The 20,793-nt window shown below is 70.3% G+C and carries 15 protein-coding genes and 1 pseudogene; 3 read left to right on the top strand and 13 right to left on the bottom strand.

Annotation, left to right across the window (positions count from 1 at the left end):
- Window positions 1-333: 333 nt before the first annotated feature.
- From AMYBE_RS0134185 to AMYBE_RS0134150, 8 genes are all read right to left on the bottom strand, one after another.
- On the bottom strand, window positions 334-636 hold the full coding sequence (locus AMYBE_RS0134185; protein ID WP_020663895.1) for a hypothetical protein: 303 nt from the start codon (window positions 634-636) through the stop codon (window positions 334-336).
- Window positions 633-995 carry an Asp23/Gls24 family envelope stress response protein gene (locus AMYBE_RS0134180; protein ID WP_020663894.1) on the bottom strand — a complete coding sequence of 121 codons (363 nt, stop codon included), beginning with the start codon at window positions 993-995 and terminating at the stop codon, window positions 633-635. The genes AMYBE_RS0134185 and AMYBE_RS0134180 overlap by 4 nt, the downstream gene beginning before the upstream one ends.
- On the bottom strand, window positions 992-1,552 hold the full coding sequence (locus tag AMYBE_RS0134175; protein ID WP_020663893.1) for a hypothetical protein: 561 nt from the start codon (window positions 1,550-1,552) through the stop codon (window positions 992-994). Before AMYBE_RS0134175 ends, AMYBE_RS0134180 begins: the two co-directional genes overlap by 4 nt.
- A complete protein-coding gene (locus AMYBE_RS0134170; RefSeq protein ID WP_051124820.1) occupies window positions 1,543-2,112 on the bottom strand; it encodes an RNA polymerase sigma factor in 570 nt (189 codons plus the stop codon). The genes AMYBE_RS0134175 and AMYBE_RS0134170 overlap by 10 nt, the downstream gene beginning before the upstream one ends.
- A gap of 87 nt (window positions 2,113-2,199) precedes the next feature.
- Entirely contained in the window at window positions 2,200-2,760 is a 561-nt protein-coding gene (gene pyrE / locus AMYBE_RS0134165) for an orotate phosphoribosyltransferase (RefSeq protein ID WP_020663891.1), read from the bottom strand.
- 40 nt (window positions 2,761-2,800) lie between these two features.
- On the bottom strand, window positions 2,801-5,239 hold the full coding sequence (locus AMYBE_RS0134160) for an ABC transporter permease (RefSeq protein WP_020663890.1): 2,439 nt from the start codon (window positions 5,237-5,239) through the stop codon (window positions 2,801-2,803).
- Window positions 5,239-5,985, bottom strand: coding sequence for an ABC transporter ATP-binding protein (locus AMYBE_RS0134155; RefSeq protein ID WP_027928302.1), 747 nt, complete (start codon window positions 5,983-5,985; stop codon window positions 5,239-5,241). The genes AMYBE_RS0134160 and AMYBE_RS0134155 overlap by 1 nt, the downstream gene beginning before the upstream one ends.
- Window positions 5,986-6,065: 80 nt before the next feature.
- Complete coding sequence (locus AMYBE_RS0134150) at window positions 6,066-6,833, bottom strand: SDR family NAD(P)-dependent oxidoreductase (protein ID WP_020663888.1); 768 nt, start codon at window positions 6,831-6,833, stop codon at window positions 6,066-6,068.
- A gap of 61 nt (window positions 6,834-6,894) precedes the next feature.
- Between AMYBE_RS0134150 and AMYBE_RS0134145 the strand changes: the two genes are divergently transcribed.
- Complete coding sequence (locus AMYBE_RS0134145) at window positions 6,895-7,764, top strand: hypothetical protein (RefSeq protein ID WP_211226889.1); 870 nt, start codon at window positions 6,895-6,897, stop codon at window positions 7,762-7,764.
- 251 nt (window positions 7,765-8,015) lie between these two features.
- Window positions 8,016-11,213, top strand: coding sequence for an arabinosyltransferase domain-containing protein (locus AMYBE_RS0134140; protein WP_020663886.1), 3,198 nt, complete (start codon window positions 8,016-8,018; stop codon window positions 11,211-11,213).
- A 503-nt stretch (window positions 11,214-11,716) separates the two neighbouring features.
- On the opposite strand, the pseudogene AMYBE_RS0134135 reads toward AMYBE_RS0134140, so the two are convergent.
- Window positions 11,717-12,364, bottom strand: a pseudogene (locus AMYBE_RS0134135) (hypothetical protein); the annotation flags it as partial.
- Window positions 12,365-12,620: 256 nt separating this feature from the next.
- Here AMYBE_RS0134135 and AMYBE_RS0134130 point away from each other — a divergent pair.
- On the top strand, window positions 12,621-13,790 hold the full coding sequence (locus AMYBE_RS0134130; protein ID WP_020663884.1) for a glycoside hydrolase family 88/105 protein: 1,170 nt from the start codon (window positions 12,621-12,623) through the stop codon (window positions 13,788-13,790).
- 76 nt (window positions 13,791-13,866) lie between these two features.
- On the opposite strand, the gene clpB is transcribed toward AMYBE_RS0134130, so the two are convergent.
- The 4 genes from clpB to AMYBE_RS0134110 form a co-directional block, all read right to left on the bottom strand.
- Window positions 13,867-16,461, bottom strand: coding sequence for an ATP-dependent chaperone ClpB (clpB, locus tag AMYBE_RS0134125; RefSeq protein ID WP_020663883.1), 2,595 nt, complete (start codon window positions 16,459-16,461; stop codon window positions 13,867-13,869).
- 94 nt (window positions 16,462-16,555) lie between these two features.
- Window positions 16,556-17,749 carry an MFS transporter gene (locus AMYBE_RS0134120; protein ID WP_020663882.1) on the bottom strand — a complete coding sequence of 398 codons (1,194 nt, stop codon included), beginning with the start codon at window positions 17,747-17,749 and terminating at the stop codon, window positions 16,556-16,558.
- Window positions 17,750-17,888: 139 nt separating this feature from the next.
- The gene (locus AMYBE_RS42880) at window positions 17,889-20,015 is read right to left on the bottom strand and encodes an MFS transporter (protein WP_020663881.1); all 2,127 of its coding nucleotides are present in this window, start codon (window positions 20,013-20,015) and stop codon (window positions 17,889-17,891) included.
- A 38-nt stretch (window positions 20,016-20,053) separates the two neighbouring features.
- Window positions 20,054-20,542, bottom strand: a complete 489-nt coding sequence (locus AMYBE_RS0134110) for a MarR family winged helix-turn-helix transcriptional regulator (RefSeq protein WP_020663880.1) — start codon at window positions 20,540-20,542, stop codon at window positions 20,054-20,056.
- Between the last annotated feature and the right edge of the window lie 251 nt (window positions 20,543-20,793).

Here is a 20,793-nt window from a genome sequence, read left to right as displayed (position 1 = left end):
TTCACCGGGTCGGGAGCGGGAAAAGGAGTGACCTCGTGTGATGTTCGACCCACCGGAGCAACCTGTTCACTCAGCCGGTAGCGGAGGGATCACTCCGGGTAGGAAGAAGGCGGGGAAGGGTCCATTCGCACCCGGAAAAACCGTTTCCCGCAGGGAAAGTGCTCACCGAGCGAACACGCCGCCGGGCAGGAGCCTCACCGCGCGAACAGTGGCCGCTCCGTGAGGGGCTCCTTGCCGGAATCTGATTCCCGCAAGGGGCCCTTCACGGACTTCAGCATCGCGCACCGGGTCCGTCGCGCCGCTGCTGAGGAAACCTCACCCGCCGAGCGAAGCTCAGCTGCCGAACGCGGAGCCCGCCAGCTCGGTGACCACCAGCCGCACGTGCGCGTCCGCCCATTCCGTGCCGTCGAGTGCCTCGCGCACCGCTGTCTCGGCGAGCGCCAGCAGCGGCGGCAACGGCAATTGCAGGGCCACCAGCCGGACCTCCACTTCGGTCGCGGTCAGGTCGACCGCGCCGCCGGACGGGTCGGTGGGCAGCCAGCTGATCTCCGCGGCGAGGTTGGTCGCGGGACGCAGCCCGTCGATGCCGGCCACCGCGTCCGCGACTTTTCCGGCGAGCGTACGCGGATCGGTCACCGCGCCTCCATCTCGATGTCCACAATGGACACCCGGACCGCGTCCACGGTACGGCCGGTCTGCTCGGCGACCTCCCGCCGGACCGAGCGCTGCACCGCCTGGCCCACCGCGGCGGCCTGGTCGACGGCGGAGACGACGACGTCCACCTCCACGGTCAGCCGTTCGTCGGCCATCCGGACCCGGACGCCCTCGGCGGGCGCGGCTTCCAGGCCCTTCCAGCGGTCCCGCGCGACCCGCGCCAAGGCCGTCGCGAGGCCGCGCAGGCCCGGCTCCAGCCGCACCACCCCGGCGGTTTCGGCGGCCGCCCGGGCAGCGACGCCCGCGACCACCGGGGCGGCGATCACGTATTCGGCGGTCATTCCCCGTCCTCGTACACGTCTTCCACCAGCAGGTCCAGGCTGACCAGCTCGATGCCGATCCGCGCGGTCGCGGCCGCGGACACCAGCTCCCGTACGCGGGCCAACGTTTCCGCCCCGTCGGTGTTCCCGAGCCGCACCGCGAGGGTGAGTTCGGCCGCGACCTGCGCGGCTCCTGAATCGTCGACCCCGACCTGGTGTACCCGCACCCGGCGCGCCCGCACGTCGCCGGCGGAATCGGCCGCGTAGCGCAGCACCACCGCGATGGCCTGCGAGCTGACCTCCACCCCGCCGGGTTCGGTCGAGGGCAGGTCCAGCATCTGGCCGCGCCGCACCTCGGCGCGCACCGCCGACATGATCCGGCCGACCAGGTCCGGCGGCGTCGGATCGGGCTCTTGGATCAGCTCCCGCGTCGCCGAGCGCAGGGCCAGCAGGCCCTCCCGGGCGGTGCGGCAGTGCGCGCAGTTCCGGGCGTGCTCGTCGGCGTCCAGGTCCAGCTGGTCCCAGACGGTGTCCATGTCGCGTCCGCACGGCAGGGCGTAGTCCTCGTTCACCGCCATGCCTTCATCACCTCCGCCAGCTGCGCACGGGCCCGCGCGATCCGGCCCCGGACCGCGGTGGGGTTCGCGCCGACGATCTCGCCGATCTCGTCGTAGGACCGGCCGTGCACCTCGCGCAGCAGCCAACAGGCGCGCTGCTGCGGGGTGAGCGTCTGCAATGCCGAGTTGAGCGCTTCCAGTTGCCCGCTGACCTGTGCCGCGTGCTCCGGCTGCGCATCCCGTCGAGGCGATTCGGCCAGCTCGAGGTCGACGTCAGCCTGCGGCTTCCGCGCTCGGATCACATTGAGGCAGCGGTTCGTGGTGCTGCGGTACAGCCAGCCGACGAACGCGTGGTCGTCGTGCAACTGCACCAGCTTGCGCCACGCGCTGAGGAACACTTCCTGCACGACGTCCTCGGCGTCGCCGCGATGGTGCAGCATTTTCAGCGCGAGCCGGAACATCAAGCCCTGGTAGCGCAGCACGAGCTGCTCGTACGCGCGGACGTCGCCGTCCCGCGCACGACCGACAAGGGTGGCGTCGTCGAGCTGCACACTGGTCGTGGTCACGGCACCCCCTTTCATCAGGGGGACACCACGAGGTACGGATTCGTCACGCACCCATTCTGCGTGACTGCGGTCACGCCCGCTCGGGCGCTACCGCCGCCGTCGCTACAACCCCAGGTCGTCCTTGTTCAGCAGGTACCGGTACTCGAGCCCGGCGTTCTCGATGGCCTCGCGGGCACCGGTGTCCCGGTCCACGACGGTCGCCACGCCGACCACCGTGGCACCGCCTTCGCGCAGCGCTTCGACTGCCGTCAGCACGCTGCCGCCGGTGGTCGAGGTGTCTTCGACGGCCAGCACTCGCTGGCCGCGGACCTCCACGCCCTCGATGCGGCGCTGCATGCCGTGCTCCTTGATCGCCTTGCGGACCACGAACGCGTCGAGCACGACGCCCTCGGCCGCGGCGGAGTGCAGCATGGCCAGCGCTACCGGGTCCGCGCCGAGAGTCAGGCCGCCGGCCGCGACGTAGTCCCAGTCCGCGGTGAGCTGGCGGAGCAGCTTGCCGATCAGCGGGGCCGCGGCGTGCTGCAGGGTCGCGCGCCGCAGGTCGATGTAGTAATCGGCTTCCTTGCCCGACGCCAACGTGACCTTGCCGTGCACGACGGCCAGTTCGTTGACCAGCCTGGCCAGTTCGAGCTTCGCACTTTGATCCAACCCGGGGTACGCCACGGCCGAGAGTCTTACACACCGCACCGACAACTTCCGCGCGTCACTCCCCGGTCGCGACGACGGTCACCGGACGCGCCCGGGTCGCCACCCATGCCGGCCCGACCGCGGCGACCAGAGCGAGCGTCACCGCGGCGGCGACGATCACCAGGTAGATCGCCAACGGGCCGGTCGGCAGCACCCGTCCGGTCGCGACGAGGCTGAACGGCACGATCGCGCCCGCCGACACCACGGTGCCCAGCAGCACGCCGATCGCGGCGATCAGGCCGCCTTCGGCGCCGGCCATCCGCAGCACCTGGCCGCGGGTGAACCCGCCGAGCCGTTGCAGGCCGAACTCCCGTCGCCGCCGCGAAGTGGCCATGACCAGGGTGTTCACCACCGAGATCACCGTGTAGCCGACGACCATCCCGACCAGCAGGTAGTTGACCCACACGCCGGTCTCGTCGTTCTTCGCGGCCGCGGCGGTCAGCGTCGCCCGATCGCCGACGGTGACCGGCAGGCCGGCGGTCGCGGCGGTCAGGCTCTGCGCCAGCCGGGCCTGGTCGACGCCTGGCGCGGCCCGGACCAGCACCTGCCGGGGCAGCCCGGCGGTGGTGTGCGCGGCGAGCAGGTCGGCGGGCAACAGGAGCTGCTCGGCGTCCGGCCGCTGGTGCACGATCGCGACGATGCGCAGCGGCCGTTCGGTCCCGTCGCCGAGGCGGAGCGTGACCGATTCTCCGACCGAGCGGGACACCTCGGCGGTGTCCGGGAGCGCGATCGTGTCGCCGGTGAGGTGTGCGAGATCGCCGCGGACAACCGTCGCGGCGTTGGTGCTGGCGTCGGTCAGGCCGATCGCCGGGTAGCCCTTCTTGGTCTGGTTGTCGTCGAACGGCTCGGTGATGAAGCCGCGGCTGAGCAGGTACGGCGAGGCGGCCGCGACTCCGTCCGCCCGACGGGCCCGGTCGAGCGTTTCCGGCGAGATGCCAGTCGGACCCGAGAGGACGGCGTCGGCACGCAGGTCTTCGGCGAACGACTCCTGCGCCGCCGCGGTCGTCGTGGTCTGCAGGTACATGTTGGCCGTCGCGATGCCGACCGCCAACATGATCGGAGTGACCGCGCCGGCCACGCGAATCGCCGCGTTGCGCGTGTTCGTGATCGCCAGCCAGCCGGTGACGCCGCTGATCAGACGAACCGGGCCGTGCAGCGCGATCGCGGTCAGTTTGGTGACGCCCGGGCTGATCATGGCGACCCCGATCGCCCACAGCAGCACCGCCGGACCAGCGGTGCTCGCCGCGATCGGACCGGTCATCACCGCGAGCGTGACAATGGCCAGCGCGGTCCCGCCGGCGAAGCACAGGGCGGCCACGATCAGCCGGGCCGGCGTCAGCCAGCGGCGCGGGACGGCCGCTTCGGCCAATGCCTCGGTGGGCCGGATCCGGCCCACCCGGAACCCCGCGACCAGCGCGGAAAGCCCGACCGCCAGCAGCGTCGCGCCGGCCGCGACAAGCATCGGCAGCCAGCCCTGGTGGTATTGGACGGCGGGCGAGATGAACCCGCCGGAAGTGAAGTTGCCGAACAGCCAGCCGCCGAACAGCGGACCGGCGGCTGCTGCTGCCCCGGTCGCGAGCACTCCGATGACCAGCGCTTCGCCGAGCACCATGCGGCGCAGCTGGCGCGGCGTGGTGCCGATGGCGCGCAGCAGAGCCAATTCCCGCTGCCGCTGCCGGACCGAAAGCATCAGCGTGCTGGCGATGACGAACACCGCGACCGCCAGCGAAAGGCCGCCCATGGAGCCGGCCAACGGGATCAGCCGGGCACCGCTGGACTGCGCTTCGGGGAATTCGGCGAGACCGCGTTCGTCGCCGGTCAGGACCGAGACGTCGGCACCGAGCCGCAAAGCGGCCGGATTGTCGGTGACGACGCCGAAATAGTCGACCTTGCCGGGGTGGCCGGACAGCTGATCGGCGACATCGTCGGCGAAGAACGCGTCCGGCTGGCCGCTCGTGCGCGCGACCCGGTACCGCCCGATCGAGCCGCGCACCGCGAGGTCCACTGTGGACCCGACTTTCGCACCGGTCGAAGCGGGCAGCACGACTTCGTCCGCCCTGAGCGCGGGACCGGGAAGCCGGGCGGACTCCCAGCCGTGCGCGGTCAACGGCTGCTTTCCCAGCGATATCGGGAAATTCACTTCGCCGACCACCGCGGACACGCCAGGCGTGGCCCGGATCTGGTCCGCCATCGAACGGTCCAGCCGAACCCGCTCGGGCAGCACGACGGTCTGCGTCTTCGGTTTGCCGGCGCTCTTGCGCAGTTCGAAATCCGGTTTTCCGGAAACGACTGCCGACGCCCAGGCCAGCCGGTGCGGCGGCGTGTCGGACCGGATCCCGGTCTCCATCAAGCCGGCACAAGCGGAAACGATGACCGCACCGAGGAAAGCCGCCACGAAAGCGGCGACGAAGCCGCCGGTCCGATGCCGCAAGGTGCGCAGGGCAAGGGTGAACATCAGCGGCCGCCCACCGACATCCGCTCGGCCCAGGCGCCGAGGTGCGTCATCCGTTCCGCGACCATGGTCGCGGTCGGCCGGGCCAGTTCGCCGGCGACGCGACCGTCCGCGAGGAACACGACCCGGTCGGCATACGAAGCGGCGACCGGATCATGCGTCACCATCACGACGGTCAGCCCGCCGCGCACCGATTCCGAAAGCAGGGAAAGAATTTCCGCCGCGGTGCGGGTGTCCAGCGCGCCGGTCGGCTCGTCCGCGAACAGCACCGCCGGACGGCTGACCAGCGCCCGGGCGATCGCCACGCGCTGCTGCTGCCCGCCGGACAGCTGGCCGGGCAGGTGGTTGCGCTGGTCGCTCAGCCCGACGTGGCCGAGCATGTCGGCGACCTGCCGACGGTCCGCGCGGCGACCGGCCAGCCGCAGCGGGAGGACGACGTTCTGCTCGACGGTCAGCGCGGGCAGCAGGTTGAACGCCTGGAAGACGAATCCGACCTTGTCCCGGCGCAGTTTCGTGAGCCGGGCTTCGGAGAATTTCGCCAGGTCGTCGCCGTCCAGCAGGACCGAACCGCTGGTCGGCCGGTCGAGTCCGGCCGCGCAGTGCAGGAAAGTGCTCTTGCCGGACCCGGACGGGCCCATCACCGCGGTGAACCCGCCGCGCGGGAACGACAGGCTCACCCCGTCCAGTGCCGTGACCCGGCCGTATTCCTTGCGGACTGCTTCCAGCCGCACCGCTTCCCCAGTCGTCATGGGAAAACCCTAAGAAGGAAACCGGACGGGAACCCTGGTGCGGACGACCATAACCGGGGTAGGGACAGCCCTACCCCGGATCAGGTGCGGTTGCGGTTGCCGAACCCGCCGGCCAGTTTGCGCAGCACCGGACGCGGCAGCAGTCCGCTGATGCCCACCAGCGCCTTGTACTGCAGGCTCGGCACCGAGATCACCTTGCCGCGCCGCAGGTCGGCCAGCGCCTCGTCGACGACCTGCGCGACGTCGAGCCAGAACGCCTTCGGTCCTTCCGGGCGCAGGCCGGCGCGCTCGTGGAACTCGGTGTGCGTGAAACCGGGGCACAGCGCCATCATCCGCACGCCCTTCGGCAGCGACATCGCGATGCCTTCGGTGAACGAGGTGACCCAGTTCTTGCTGGCGGTGTAGGTCGAACCGCGACCGGAGAAGAAGCCGGCGACGCTGGAGACGTTGATGATGTCGCCGCGGCCGCGTTCGACCATGCCGGGCAGCGCGGCGCGGGTCAGCTGCAGCACGGCGGTCACGTTCACGTCCAGCTGGCGTTGCAGGTCCTCGGCCGGGATCTTCCAGAAGTCGCCGCTCAGGCCGAAGCCGGCGTTGTTGATCAGCAAGTCCACCGGGCGCTGCCCGAGCAGCTCGGCCACCTTGTTCCGGCCGTCCACTTCGGACAGGTCGGCGGGCAGCACGGTCACCTCGACCCGGTGCTGGTCCCGCAGCTGCCCGGCCAGCTCGGCCAGCCGTTCCTCGTTGCGGGCGACGAGGACGAGGTCGTGCTTTTCGGCGGCGAGCCGGCGCGCGAACTGGGCGCCGATGCCCGCGGTGGCCCCGGTGATCACAGAAGTGGTGGTCATGTGGGTGAAGCTACCCGGAAGTCAGCTGCGTCTCCGCTGGTGGCGCAGTAGGGTCCGGCACATGGGCAAGCACACAAAGCGGACGCCCGGATATCTGCCCCGGATGGCCGCCGGTGCGGCACCCCTCGCGCTGCTGCTCGCCGGCCCGGCCTCCGCGCTGGCGGACACCCCGCGCCCGGGACTGCCGATCGACCTGCACCAGCACGGCTCCACCTCCGACCTCCAGTTCACCCGCGACGAGACGGTCGCCACCCGCGACCTGCCGGTTTCCGCTTCCTCCGCACTGGGCCAGACACTGGGCCCGGACGCGGCCGGCCAGTCCCAGACGCACGACGTGCGGCTCGGCACGCCCGCCCGCGCCGTGACCGGCAACGACCTCGGCCTGCGCCGCACCCAGCCGTTCCCCGGCGGGGAGGTCACCAGCCTGGACCAGTCGATGCGCCACGGCGTCCGGCTGCCGAACGGCGTCGACGCGCTGTCCAGCAGCAATACCGCTGCCGCGACGGGCCTGGCCGGCCAGTTCACCGGCGACCTGATGGCCGGCACGCGGCTCGACCGCACGTCCGCGGACGCGGTGGACCTCGGCCCGGCGGGCTCGGTCGTGGCCAACTCGGACGAGCACACCCTCGGCCGGTTCACCGGCACCCTCGACGCGCCCCACCTGGAAACCACCGAACGGCACCTCGTGTCCGGCGACCTCGGCCCGCTGCACACGGCGGCCGCGACCAGCCAGTCGGTCGCCGAACCGGCCGACCGCTTCCACGGCGAACTCTCGGCGGCGGACATCGCCGCGGTCCAGGCGAGCACGGCGACGGAGGTCAGCGGTGCCGTCCGGCGCAGTCAGCACGTGCGCACTTCAGTGGCGGGCAATCCGGTCGCGGATTACGGCTGGACGGTTTCCGCGCCGCCGTTCACGCTTTCGCCGAGCTGAGTTCACGAGCTCGACCGGCAGGATTCCGATAACCGAGTTCCGTCCTGTTTCCGGTCCGCGAACGGCCCGGCCGAACTGCCCGCCGACCTGGGCGACGAGACGATCTTTGTCACCCGTTCGCCGCAATGGCGGAGCCAATTCCCTTACCCACCGTGGTTATTCGGAGCGCGAATAGCGCTTCGACCAGGTGGTGCCGTCCGCGAGTGAGTCCCCAGCGGGAAGCGCGACCGCTCTTGGATAGCCTGCCTGGCGTGGTCGACCTCGAATCCGTCGCAGCCGACACGGCACCCCCGAAAGCTGTCGGCACGAAACTTGCCGCGCGCCGGGTGCGGCTGCTCGCCGCGGTGTTCGGCATCGCGGGCGCGATCCTCGCGATCGCGGTCCCGCTGCTGCCCGTCACGCTGGAGCAAACCACGCTCGATTGGCCGACCGCGCAGGGCACCAAGGCGGTCTCCGCACCGCTGACCGCGCAGGCGCCGATCTCGCTGGACGCGAAGGTGCCGTGCGCGACCGCTCGTTCGCTGGTCGACCGCACCGGCAGCACCGCCAACCTGTTCAACACGAACCCGCCGAACTCCAGCCTCGGCACGGTCACCGGGATGGCGCTGCAGGTCGGCAACGGGCAGCTCACCCTGTCCTCGCAGGGCCAGCAGCTCGGCGCGGCGCCACTGCCCGCCGGCGACTGCCTGATCACCGTGCACACCGACGCCCAGCGCACTACCGCGTCCGTCGGCGGGACCCGGATGGTCGACGTCACCGACGACCACCGGCCGCAGGTCACCGGCATCTACTCCGACCTGACCAACCAGGACGCAACGAGCGGCCTGTCGGTTTCCGCGCAGGTCGACAACCGGTGGGCCAGCAGCGCGACCGGCATCAAGCTGGTCGCGATCGTGCTGTCCGTCCTCTGTTTCCTCGCCGCGGTGCTCGCGCTGTACCGGATGGACCGGATGACCGGCCGGCGCGCGCCCCGGCTGGCCGTGCGCGGCTGGTGGCGACTGAAGTTCCTGGACGTCGCCGTGCTCGGCACGCTGGTCGTCTGGTGGCTGATCGGCGCGATGACCGCGGACGACGGCTACTTCACGACCATGGCACGAGTCCGCGGCGACGCCGGGTACATCGGCGAGTACTACCGCTGGTTCGCCGCGCCGGACGCGCCGATGGCCTGGTTCGTCGACATTTACGCGTGGATGACCAAAATCAGCACGCTGACCCCGTGGATGCGGCTGCCGTCGCTGCTGATGGGCGTCGCCTGCTGGATGCTGATCAGCCGGGGCGTGCTGCCACGGCTCGGCAGGCAGGTACGGATCAGCAGCGCGGCCGGCTGGGCGGCGGGCGCGGTCTTCCTCGCGTTCTGGCTGCCTTACGACAACGGCCTGCGCCCGGAGAACCTGGTCGCGCTGCTTTCGCTGATCACGATCTGCTGCGTGGAACGCGCGGTCGCGACCCGGCGGCTCGGCCCGGCGGCGATCGGCCTGACCGTCGCCGCGCTGTGCGTCGCGGTGAACCCGCACGGGCTGATGGCGGTGCTGCCGTTCGTGGTCGGGTTGAAGCCGCTGGCGAAAATCGTGCTGCGGCACGCCCGCCGGTTCGGCTGGGTCCCGGTGATCGCCCCGATCGCCGCCGCCGGACTGGTGATCCTCGCGCTGATCTTCTGCGACCAGACGCTGCGCGGCGCTCTGGAATCGGTGCGGCTGCGGTCCTCGCTCGGCCCGACCGGAGCCTGGTACGACGAGCTGGACCGGTACTCGATGCTGTTCAGCGACGGCCCGGACGGCTCGATGACCCGCCGTTTCCCGGTGCTGCTGGTCTTCTTGTGCCTGGCGACCTGCGTGGTCGTGCTGCTGCGCCGCGGCAACATCCGCGGCGCCGCGCTCGGCCCGAGCCGGCGGCTGCTGGGCATCAGCGCACTGTCCTTTGTGGTCCTCGCGCTCGCACCGACCAAGCACACCCACCACTTCGGAATGCTGGTCGCGATCGGCGGCCCGCTAGCCGCGCTCACCGCGCTTTCGACCAGTACGACCGTGCTGCTGTCGCGACGCAACCGCGCGGCGTTCTTCGCCGGGCTGATGGTGATCGTCGCGCTGGCCGCGACCGGGCCGAACGCCTGGTGGTACGTGTCGTCCTGGGGCGTGCCGTGGTTCGACCTGCCGCCGCAGATCTTCGGCATCCACCTGAGCACGGTCGCGCTGGTCGGAGCGGCGATCGCGTTGGTGATCGCCGGGATCGAGCACATGCGGCACAACGAGCACGAGCCGTTCGTGCCGCCCGCTCCGGTGTCGAAGTCCGACCTGGAAAACCGCGGCCGGGCGCTGCGGCTCGGGCTGGCTCCGCTGTCGACGGTGTGCGCGATCCTGGTGCTGTTCGAGATCGGCAGCATCGCGAAGGGTATCCAGAAGCGCTGGGACACCTACAACATGGGCGCGGACAACGTGCGCCAGCTGGCCGGGAAGAGCTGCGGGCTTTCCGACTACATCAAGGTCGAGCGCGACCCGAAGGCCGGCATGCTGGAAGCCGCGCAGCAGCCGCTGAACGCCGCCCCGGGCTGGCAGCCGCCCGCCGACTCCGGCCGCCGGGTCAGCCCGAGCGACTGGCTCGCCAGCACGCAACACGGGTTCGTGACCAACGGCGGCCTCCCCTCCGACCTCGACGGCAAGTGGAAGCCGCCGTACGAGTTCGGCAAGAACCAGGCCCCGATCTGGGGCAGCTACCACTCGTCCGGCGACGGCGCGGGCGACCTGCGCACCCAGTGGTACTCGATCCCGGACCGCGCGCGCGACGGCTCGGTGCCGGTGGTGGTCGCGATCGCGGGCAAGGCCGACGATCCGAACTCGCTGACCGCGGAGTTCGGCAAGGACACCCCCGCCGGCTTCCAGGTGCTCGACCGTGCGCCGCTGGGCCAGCAGCAGAAGAAGAGCACCACCGACTGGCGCGACGCGCGGGTCTCCGTGCCCGAGGGCGCGGACCGGGTGCGGATCGTGGCGAAGGGCCGCGGGCTCGGCAGCGACGGCTGGGTCGCGTTCAGCGCGCCGCGGGCGCCGAAGATCGCGCGGATGACCGAGGTGGTCGGCACGGACCCGGCGTTCCTGGAGTGGTCCGCCGCGGCACAGCACCCGTGCCTGCGGCCGTCGTCGATCCACAACGGCATCGCCGAGGTGCCGAAGTACCGGATCAGCGCGGGCGACGACCTGCGCCAGGTCGGCCGCTTCTGGTCCGCCCCGGCGGGCGGCGGGCCGTTCGTGTGGATGGACGTGGCGACCAAGATGGAGGCGCTGCCGACCTATCTGGAAGGCGACGTCGACCGGGACTGGGGAACGTTGTACGCGGTCACACCCGACGTGCCGGACGCGCTGCCGGCGTCGGCGGCGATGCATCAGCGGGTGGTCACGCATTCGGGGTTGTGGTCGCCGGGGCCGCTGGCCAAGCCGGCCAATCCGACCGGGGAGTGAGCGAGGCGGCGCGTGTCGGGTTAAGCCGCTGTCCGCTGTCCGTCGGGAGTCGTGAAGGGAACATTGAGGGACTCTGAGTCCCTGAATGTTCCCTTCACGGACGTCACCGGGGCGGCGCACGGCCGCGCGACGCGAAACCGCCCGGCCGCTGAGGTGCGGCCGGGCGGGTTTCGGGAGTTCAGACGGGCGGGTCAGGCGTCGTCGCCAGCCTGGTCGGCGGGGCGGCCAGGCGTGACCGGGCTGCCCGGGGCGGAGGGCGGAGTCCGCGGTGCCGGCGGCGAAGGCTGCCGCTCCGTCGCACGGGTGTCGGCCGGCGACGGCGCGGTTGTCTCGACCGGACGCGTGGGATGGGTGTCGGCCGGGGACGGCGCGGTCGTCTCGACCGGACGCGTGGCACGGGTGTCCGCCGGGGACGGCGCGGCCGCCTCGACCGGACGCGTGGCACGGGTGTCCGTGGGAGGCGGTGCCGCCGGAGTGCCGACCGACGGGGTCCAGGAGCGGTTCGAGTCGTAGTCCTCGTCGAACGGGTCGACGATGTCGGCGATCTCGCCGAGGTCGCGCAGCAGCCGCTCCAGCCGGGACGGGCCGGCCCCCGGCACGACGCTCGCCAGCACCCACTCGTTCTCCAGCCAGGCCACGCCGACGTCGCCGCCGAGCTGGTCGGCCGCGTCGACCAGATCCTGGGTGATGACCTGGCGGGCCCCCTCGGCGTCGTCGGCGAAGGCGTAGCGCTGGCCGATCGGGCCGAGCATCTCCGGCATGTTCTCGCGCTGGAAGGGCACGCTGGACAGCCACATCTCGACCGGCACCCGGTGCGTCTTGTTACAGCGAACGGCCACCACCACCGCCGGGATCTGGCCTTGCGACTCGATGTCGAAGATGAACACCGGACGGCGGCCGTCGGAGGTGAAGGTGGAGCCCGCGACGACGTTCACCGCCGCGTCCGCGCCGAAGTAGCCGATCGCCCCGCCCGACCACTGCCGGGGGAGACGTTCGTCCTCCTCTACGAACTGCCATCCGCGCAACTGGGCCCAGCGCTGCCGCTCACGGTTGCGCGAGCCTTCCTTGGCCCGGTCCGCGAAGAGCAGCCCGAGTCCCGCCACCAGCGCGACGGCGGCGATGACGAACCAGATCCACGCCGAGATACCCACGTCGCTCAGGGTATCGCTGACCGGGCCCGCACCCCTGCCGACCGCACCGTGTCGGCGCGCCCCGGTTTGCCGGAAACCGTCGAAAGACCGGTCGAACCGGTCGACAAATCGGCTAATCACCCGGTTCCCGGTGACCGAAGCGCCGCTACGGCTATTCCGGCGAAAGCCCGGCTACCGCTCTTGCCTGGCCTGGCCGCGGACCGGTAGACGTCGTGGCGAACCCGTCCGCCGCCGCCGACAGCAGGAAGGATTCCGCATGTCCGAGCAGCCCTCAGGCGTGTCGAGGAGATCGGTACTGGCCGGTAGCGCGGCGGCGCTGGGCGCACTCGGGGCGCTCGCCCTCCCCGGCACCGCCTCGGCGGACCCGCCCGATTGGTCCCGAGCCGTCGTCGACTCGACGATGAAGCGGTTCACTCCGGCCGCTCTCGGCGGCTGGAGCTACCCGATCGGCTTGTACCTCTACGGCCAGTACCTCTTCTACCGGCGGACCAAGGAACACAAGTACCTGGACTACGTCGTCGCCTGGTACGACCGGTTCATCACCGACGACGGCATCTCCAACAGCTTCTCCAGCCTGGACTCGATGCGCGCTGGTCAGATGCTTCCTCTGCTGTACAACGAAACCGGCAACGCTAAGTACCGCAAAGCAGCCGACCAGCTGCGCCGCCGGTTCGATAGCTACCCGCGCACCAGCGACGGTGGCATGTGGCACGCAGTCAGCCGCAAGGAGCAGCTCTGGGGCGACGGGGTGTACATGGCGCAGCCCTTCCTCGCGCTGTACGGCAAAGTCTTCAACGACCCGACGTACTGCTTCGAGGAATCGGCGAAGAACCTCGACGTCTACTTCGGACACCTGAAAGAGCCGGCGAAGGGCCTGATCTACCACGCCTACGACGCGACCGGCAGCCAGCCGTGGGCGACCGGACCGGGCAAGCACTCCAGCTTCCACTGGGCCCGTGCGGTGGGCTGGTTCGGCATGGCGGCGATCGACATCCTCGAAGTGCTGCCCGCCGACCACCCGCGCCGCGGCGACCTGATCGGGATCGTGCAGTTCCTGGCCGAGGGATACCGGCGGTATCAGGACCCGAAGACCGGCCGCTGGTACCAGGTCGTGGACCACGGCGCGGACGCCGGGAACTGGCTCGAGACGTCGGCCTCTTCGATGTACGCGTTCACGCTCGCCCGGGGGATCGAGCGCGGGTACCTGCCCTCTTCGTACGCGCCGGTCGCGCGGCGGGGGTATGCCGGGGTGCTGCAGAAGGTGTCGGTCGGCGCGGACGGGCTGACCAACCTGACCGACATTTGCGAGGGGACGAACGTCGGGGATCTGGCGTTCTACTTCGGCCGGAAGCGGCTGACGAACGACTTCCACGGGCTCGGGGCGTTCTTGATCATGAACGAGCAGTTCACGCGACGACCCGTCTGAACCCGGCCAAACGCCGTGAAGGGCCCCTTGCGGGAATCCAAGTCCCGCAAGGGGCCCTTCACGGACCGGGCCACGGTCAGACGCGAGTCACGGTGAGGCTGTCGCCAGCCTCCAGTGCCGGGATGTCCACCCGGACAGTGTCTCCGTCTCGGACATCACCGGACAGCAGCTCCTTCGCCAGCTGGTCCCCGATCGCCGACTGCACCAGCCTGCGCAGCGGGCGAGCGCCATAGATCGGGTCGAAGCCGTTCAGCGCCAGCCATTCCCGGGCGCCGTCAGTGACGTCCAGGTGCAACCGGCGCTGGGCCAGCCGCTTGGCCAGCTTCGCCACCTGGATGTCCACAATGGACGTCAGCTGCTCGGTGCCGAGCGCGTGGAACACCACGATGTCGTCCAGCCGGTTCAGGAACTCCGGCTTGAACTGCCGCTGCACGACCTCCATCACGGCGTCCCGGCGCTGACGTTCGTCCAGCGACGGGTCGGCGATCGCCTGCGAACCGAGGTTCGAGGTCAGGATCAGGATCGTGTTGCGGAAGTCCACCGTCCGGCCCTGGCCGTCGGTCAGCCGGCCGTCGTCGAGCACCTGCAGCAGCACGTCGAACACGTCCGGATGCGCCTTTTCGACCTCGTCCAGCAGCACCACCGTGTACGGGCGGCGCCGCACGGCCTCGGTCAGCTGGCCGCCCTGGTCGTAGCCGACGTAGCCCGGAGGGGCGCCGACCAGGCGAGCCACCGAGTGCTTCTCGGAGTACTCGCTCATGTCGATGCGCTGCATCGCGCGCTCGTCGTCGAACAGGAACTCCGCCAGCGCCTTCGCCAGCTCGGTCTTGCCGACGCCGGTCGGGCCGAGGAACAGGAACGATCCGGTCGGCCGGTCCGGGTCGGCCACGCCGGCCCGCGCCCGCCGCACGGCATCCGCGACGACCTGCACTGCCTGGCCCTGCCCGACGACGCGGCGGCTCAGCTCCCCCTCCATCCGGAGCAGCTTGCCCGTCTCGCCTTCCAGCAGCCGTCCAGCCGGAATGCCAGTCCACGCGCTGACCACATCGGCGATGTCGTCCGCGCCGACCTCTTCCTTCAGCATCACGTTCTGCTTGCTGGCCTCGTTCGCGGCCATCGCGGCCTCGAACTGCTTCTCCAGCGCCGGGATCCGGCCGTAGCGCAGCTCCGCGGCCTTGCCGAGGTCGCCGTCACGTTCCGCGCGCTCCGATTCGCCGCGCAGCTGCTCCAGCTGTTCCTTCAGCTCGCGGACGGTCTCGATCGACCCCTTCTCGTTCTGCCACCGCGCGGTCAACGCGGTGAGTTCCTCGCGCTTCTCGGCCAGTTCGGCACGCAGCGCGGTGAGCCGCTCAAGAGAGGCAGCATCGTCCTCCTTGGACAGTGCCATCTCCTCGATCTCCATACGCCGCACGGCCCGCTCGACCTCGTCGATCTCCACCGGACGGGAGTCGATCTCCATCCGGATCTTCGACGCGGCCTCGTCCACCAGGTCGATCGCCTTGTCGGGCAGGAACCGCGCGGTGATGTAGCGGTCCGAGAGCGTCGCGGCGGCCACCAGCGCGGCATCGGTGATGCGGACGCCGTGGTGCACCTCGTAGCGTTCCTTCAGACCGCGCAGGATCGCGATGGTGTCCTCCGGCGACGGCTCGCCGACCAGCACCTGCTGGAAACGGCGCTCCAGCGCCGGGTCCTTCTCGATGTGCTGGCGGTACTCGTCGAGCGTGGTCGCGCCGACCATGCGCAGCTCGCCGCGGGCGAGCATCGGCTTGATCATGTTGCCCGCGTCCATCGCGCCCTCGCCGGTCGCACCGGCGCCGACGATGGTGTGCAGCTCGTCGATGAACGTGATGACCTCGCCGGCGGAGTCGGTGATCTCCTTGAGCACGGCCTTCAACCGCTCTTCGAACTCGCCGCGGAACTTCGCGCCGGCCACCATGGAGCCGAGGTCGAGCGCCACGACGCGCTTGCCGCGCAACGATTCCGGCACGTCGCCTGCGACGATCCGCTGGGCCAGCCCCTCAACGATCGCCGTCTTGCCGACGCCCGGTTCGCCGATCAGCACCGGGTTGTTCTTGGTGCGCCGCGAAAGCACCTGCACGACGCGGCGGATCTCGGCGTCCCGGCCGATGACCGGGTCGAGTTCGCCGGCCCGGGCGCGCCCGGTGAGGTCGACGCCGTATTTCTCCAGCGCCTTGAAGGTGCTCTCCGGGTCGGCGCTGGTGATCCGCGCCGAACCACGCACCTTGGCGAACGCCTCGCGCAGCGTGTCCGGCGTGGCCCCGTGCCTCTTGAGCAGGTCCGCGACCTGCGCGCCCTCGGTGGCGAGGCCGACGAGCAGGTGCTCGGTCGACACGTACTCGTCGCCGAGTTCGGTGGCCAGCTTCTGCGCCTGCGTGAGCGACTTGACCGCGGGCGTGTCGAACTGCGGCGTCGACACGGTCGCGCCGGTCGCCGACGGCAGCGCCTGAATGATCGGCTCCAGCTCCTTGTGCACGGTTTCCGGGTCCGCCCCGACCGCGGTCAGCAGCGGCGCGGTGGTCCCGTCGCCCTGCGCCAGCAGGGCGCCCAGCAAGTGGGCGGCCGAAACGTGCGGGTTGCCGGCCACGGTGGCCGCCTGCGCCGCGGACGAGATCGCCTGCTGGGTCTTCGTGGTCGGGTTGAAAGCGTCCATCCCTCACCTCATGCGTGTAGTGGAAAGTCTTGGCGACAGGCCGGACCAAGGCCCGTCGACAGGTATAACGTCAGCAAAGTTGAGTCTGTTCCGCTCAACTCTGAATTGGTGTCACCGCCGCCGCGGGAAGCCTCGGTCCCAGCCTGCCGAGCCCGAGCACGGCGAGGCAAGCGCAACCACCCACCAGAACCCAGGGTAGCCACGCTGACACCGAGAACAGCGACACCACGGCCGGTGCGAGCACCTGCGCCACCGTGAACGCGTACTGGAACGCGGCCAGGTAACGGCCCTTCGCCTCGGCCGGTGCGGCGGCCTCGGCCAGCGCGCCGGAACGGGGGCCGAACACCAGGTCGCCGGCGGCGAACACGAGGGTCGAGGTCAGCAGGTACGGCACCTGCCAGCTGCGCGGCACCAGCAGCACACCGAGGTTGGCCACGCACCATGCGGCGAACAGGGCCGACCCGACGCGCATCGCACCGATCCGGGTGAACCGCCGGGTGAGCCGGAGCGCGAGCGTGCCGCCGACGCTGGTCAGCACGGTCAGCAGGAACAGGATCGCGCCGGGCAGCCAGAGCGGCGCGCGCAACCGGTCCAGCACGAAGACCGGGGTGCCGATGAGGAAGAAGTCGAGCGACAGCCCGAACATGCCGCTGAACAGAATCAACGCGAGGTACGGGCGATTGCGCAGCACTCCGCTGCCAGTGCTGGCCCGGGCCGGGCGCGCGGGCCGTTTCGCCGGGCGGACCAACGCGACGACGATGGTCGCCGAAACCAGGAAGGTCGCGATGTCGACGACCAGCGCGATCCGGTAACCGCCGGAGCCGAACCAGGTCAGCAACGCCGACGACACCAGCCCGCCGAGCCCGAACCCGCCCGCGCGCGCCATGCCCACCTCGGCGAACGGCCGGTCCTTCGGCACGTCGCCGGCGACTTCCGAGATGAGCGCGAACAGGCAGCTGTAGAACAATTGCTGGCCGGCACCGAGCAGCACCGCGGCCACGACGATGCCGCCGATGCCGTGGGCGAGCAAGTATGCGGAGGTACCCGCGGCTTGCAGCAGTTGCGCGGCGAGCACTCCGGCGCGCGGGCCGAGCCGGTCGACCAGCCGGCCGGCGAACGGCGGCACGAGCAGTCCGGCCATCGTGCCGACGGTCACCGCGGTGCCCGCCGCGGCGAGCGGAATGCCGATCACGCTCGTCACGTAGAGCAGCGCGAGGGGGAGGAAAAGACCGGAACCGAAGTGGTCGATCCCCAGCGCCCCCAGCAGCGCGACCCTGCTCCGCGTCACGGATCGAACGCTACCGCCGGGGCAGGGGAACGAGGCAGGTCCAGCCGGACGGATCGCCCGAGGCCGGGACATACTCCTAGTAGAAAGCGCCGTGCGTGCCTGTCGCCGTCCAGGCCGCGACAGGCACGCACGAAGGTCGTTAATCCACGCTGAGTGTTCCTTGGTGCCGCGCGAACTCACGCTCGACCGCTTCGCTCAGCTCGATGTCATGCTGCGCAGCCGCGCCGTCGCCGACCGTCATCGGCTCCGCGTGCGGCGTGAATCCGTACGCCGACACCGTGAGCGTGTACGCGCCCGGCTCGATCCCGGTGAACCGGTACGCGCCGTCGCCGCCTGCGATGTGCGTTGCGGTGACAGAACCCATGCGGTCAGTGAGGGTCAGTACGGCACCGGAGACGGCTGCGTGGCGACCCGCGACGCGGACGCGACCCGAGATGGAACCTTGTGCGTCCAACAGCAAGTCGTGCCACCGAGCGTTGCCGTTAAGGCGCACCGTCGACACCGCGGGCCGTGTGGAACCTGCCGTCGCGAGAAGCACGTGCTCGCCCGCGGTGCGCGCGACCAGTTCGTATTCGCCAGTCCGTCCGGTACGGCCGACGTCGACCTGACGGCCGGTCATGTCGGTCAGCGTGAGCACCACACCGGACACGGGACGGCCAGCCGCGTCGAGAACTCGTCCGCGCAGCACCGTGGCCATCTCGACCGGCTCCGCCTCGACAGCCGCTTCCAGTTCCGCGATCTCCTTCGCAGCAGCCTTCGCCGGCGCGCTGTCCGCGTCGAGCGTGCGGCGCAACGGCACCTCCTTGATGAACAGCACCGCGATGAAGGTGACCACTGCGATGCAGGCCGCGACGAAGAACACCGTGCCGGTCGCATCGCCGAACGCCGCGCGCACCACCGGCTGCAACGCCGCCGGGAGCGAGGAGATCGCGAACGTGCCGCCGCCCCCGGACACCGCGCCGCCGGAGTGGATTCCCATCTGTGTCAACGAGTTCGTGATATTCGTGGCGACCCGAGCGGCCAGCACCGCGCCCAGCGCGGACACGCCCGCCGCGCCGCCGAGCGACCGGAAGAACGTGACCACCGAGGACGACGAGCCCATGTCCTTCATCGCGACGGTGTTCTGAACCACCAGCACCAGGTTCTGCATCAGGAAACCCAGCCCGAGGCCGACCAGCGCGAGGTAGCCGCCCATCAGCGTCAGGTTCGTTGTGTGGTCCACCGTCGCGAGCAGGAACAGTCCGGCCAGCAAGGAAATCCCGCCGGCCACCATGAACGGCTTGGTGCGCCCGGTGCGCGAGATGACCTGCCCGGCACCGGTGGACGCGATCGCGAGGCCGAGCACCATCGGCAACGTCATCAGGCCCGCGTGCGTCGGCGAGAAACCGCGCGAGATCTGGTAGTACTGCCCGAGGAACACCGAACCGCCGAACATCGCGGTGCCGACCGCCAGCGAGGCGAGCACGGACAGCGTGAACGTGCGATTGCGGAACAGCCGAAGCGGAATCACCGGCTCCGCCACCCGCGATTCGACGAATACCGCAAGCGCCAGCGCGACTATCGCGCCGCCGACGTAGCCGACCGTCGACCAGGACGCCCAGGCGAAGCTGCCGCCGGCCAGCGAAACCCAGATCAGCAGCAGCGCGACGCCGCCGACCAGCAGGGTCGCGCCCAGCCAGTCGATCCGTACCTTGCGCTTGAGCACTGGCAGCTTCAGCGTCCGGCCGAGCACGACGAACGCGATCACCGCCAGCGGCACGCACACCCAGAAACACCAGCGCCAGCCCAGCGGCGAGTCCACGATCAGTCCGCCGATCAACGGGCCGGACACGGTCGCGACGGCGAACACCGCGCCGGTGTAGCCGGAGTAGCGGCCCCGGTCGCGCGGCGGGATCATCGCCGCGATCACGACCTGGATCAGCGCCTGCAGCCCGCCGAGCCCGATGCCTTGCAGCGCGCGGAACGCGATGAGTTCCGGCATCGACTGCGCGATGCCGCCCAGCGCCGAACCGACGGTGAAAACGACGATGGCGATTTGGTACAGCAGTTTCTTGCTGAACAAATCGGAGAGTTTGCCCCAGATCGAGGTGGTGGCCGTCGAGGTCAGCAGGGTCGCGGTGACGACCCAGGTGTACTCGCTTTGCGAGCCCTTCAGATCGGCCAGGATCGTCGGCAGCGCGTTGGACACGATGGTCGACGACAGCAGTGCCACCAGCAACGCCAGCAGCAGTCCGGTAAATGCCTTGAGGATTTCCCGGTGCGCCATCGGCTGGCCGGGTGCGGTGGATTCCACTTGTCGCTACTTCACTTTCCCACGTGCGGGGCGTCGCCAGCGCAGCACCCGGACGGTCCGAGCGTCGCGCGCAGACCTTCGTTCAATTCGGCGAGCTGGGCGGTGAGCTGACCGATCCGCTCTTCGTCCCAGCCGCCCAGTGCGGTCTCGAAGAATTCGAGGTACTGCTTGCGCCACTGCTCGAGCCGGGCGAGCCCGGCCTCGGACACGCTGATCAGCGACGCGCGCCCGTCCTCGGGGGCGGGCCGGCGCTGGATCAGGCCGGCCGCCTGCAGCTGAGCGACCTGCCTGCTGATCACCGACAGATCGACGAGGCGCCGCTTGGCGACCTCGGACGGCCGGGCCTCGCCGTGTTTGGCGAGGTCGGACAGCAGCATCGCCGACGCCGGGTGCAGCCCGGGCTCGTTCTGCCACGCCTGCATGATCCACAGGTGCTGGAGCTGGGCGGACGTCTTCAGCTCGCGCAGCAGCTCGAGTCGCACATCGTCGCCAACGCTCATCGTTCCTCCAGGGCAGGCGCCCACTTGCTTGTACAGTACAAGTTTACCGAGCGAAGGTTGCGTAGCACAACTATCTATCTGGTGAGCTGCCCCACGTCCGACCGGCCGGTAACCCGACCGGAGCAACGTTGCGGGCAATTCGCCTCAGTGCGGCTACTCTGCGGACCAGACACCCGCGAATGCCGACGCGGCAGCACGTCGTGGACAACAAGGAGCACGAGTGGCGAATTCCCCCGCGAACCGGCGTGGAC

It is taken from the genome of Amycolatopsis benzoatilytica AK 16/65, from assembly GCF_000383915.1.
Lineage (GTDB): Bacteria > Actinomycetota > Actinomycetes > Mycobacteriales > Pseudonocardiaceae > Amycolatopsis > Amycolatopsis benzoatilytica.
The sequence above is the reverse complement of the archived record's forward strand: the minus strand, read 5'-3'. Positions and strand labels throughout refer to the sequence as shown.

Coding starts and splice junctions, on each gene's coding strand:
- AMYBE_RS0134180 (WP_020663894.1), bottom strand. CDS start 995: ATGACCGCCGAATACGTGATCGCCGCCCCGGTGGTCGCGGGCGTCGCT.
- AMYBE_RS0134175 (WP_020663893.1), bottom strand. CDS start 1,552: ATGGCGGTGAACGAGGACTACGCCCTGCCGTGCGGACGCGACATGGAC.
- AMYBE_RS0134170 (WP_051124820.1), bottom strand. CDS start 2,112: ATGAAAGGGGGTGCCGTGACCACGACCAGTGTGCAGCTCGACGACGCC.
- AMYBE_RS0134160 (WP_020663890.1), bottom strand. CDS start 5,239: ATGTTCACCCTTGCCCTGCGCACCTTGCGGCATCGGACCGGCGGCTTC.
- AMYBE_RS0134155 (WP_027928302.1), bottom strand. CDS start 5,985: ATGACGACTGGGGAAGCGGTGCGGCTGGAAGCAGTCCGCAAGGAATAC.
- AMYBE_RS0134150 (WP_020663888.1), bottom strand. CDS start 6,833: ATGACCACCACTTCTGTGATCACCGGGGCCACCGCGGGCATCGGCGCC.
- AMYBE_RS0134145 (WP_211226889.1), top strand. CDS start 6,895: ATGGGCAAGCACACAAAGCGGACGCCCGGATATCTGCCCCGGATGGCC.
- AMYBE_RS0134130 (WP_020663884.1), top strand. CDS start 12,621: ATGTCCGAGCAGCCCTCAGGCGTGTCGAGGAGATCGGTACTGGCCGGT.
- clpB (WP_020663883.1), bottom strand. CDS start 16,461: ATGGACGCTTTCAACCCGACCACGAAGACCCAGCAGGCGATCTCGTCC.
- AMYBE_RS42880 (WP_020663881.1), bottom strand. CDS start 20,015: ATGGCGCACCGGGAAATCCTCAAGGCATTTACCGGACTGCTGCTGGCG.
- AMYBE_RS0134110 (WP_020663880.1), bottom strand. CDS start 20,542: ATGAGCGTTGGCGACGATGTGCGACTCGAGCTGCTGCGCGAGCTGAAG.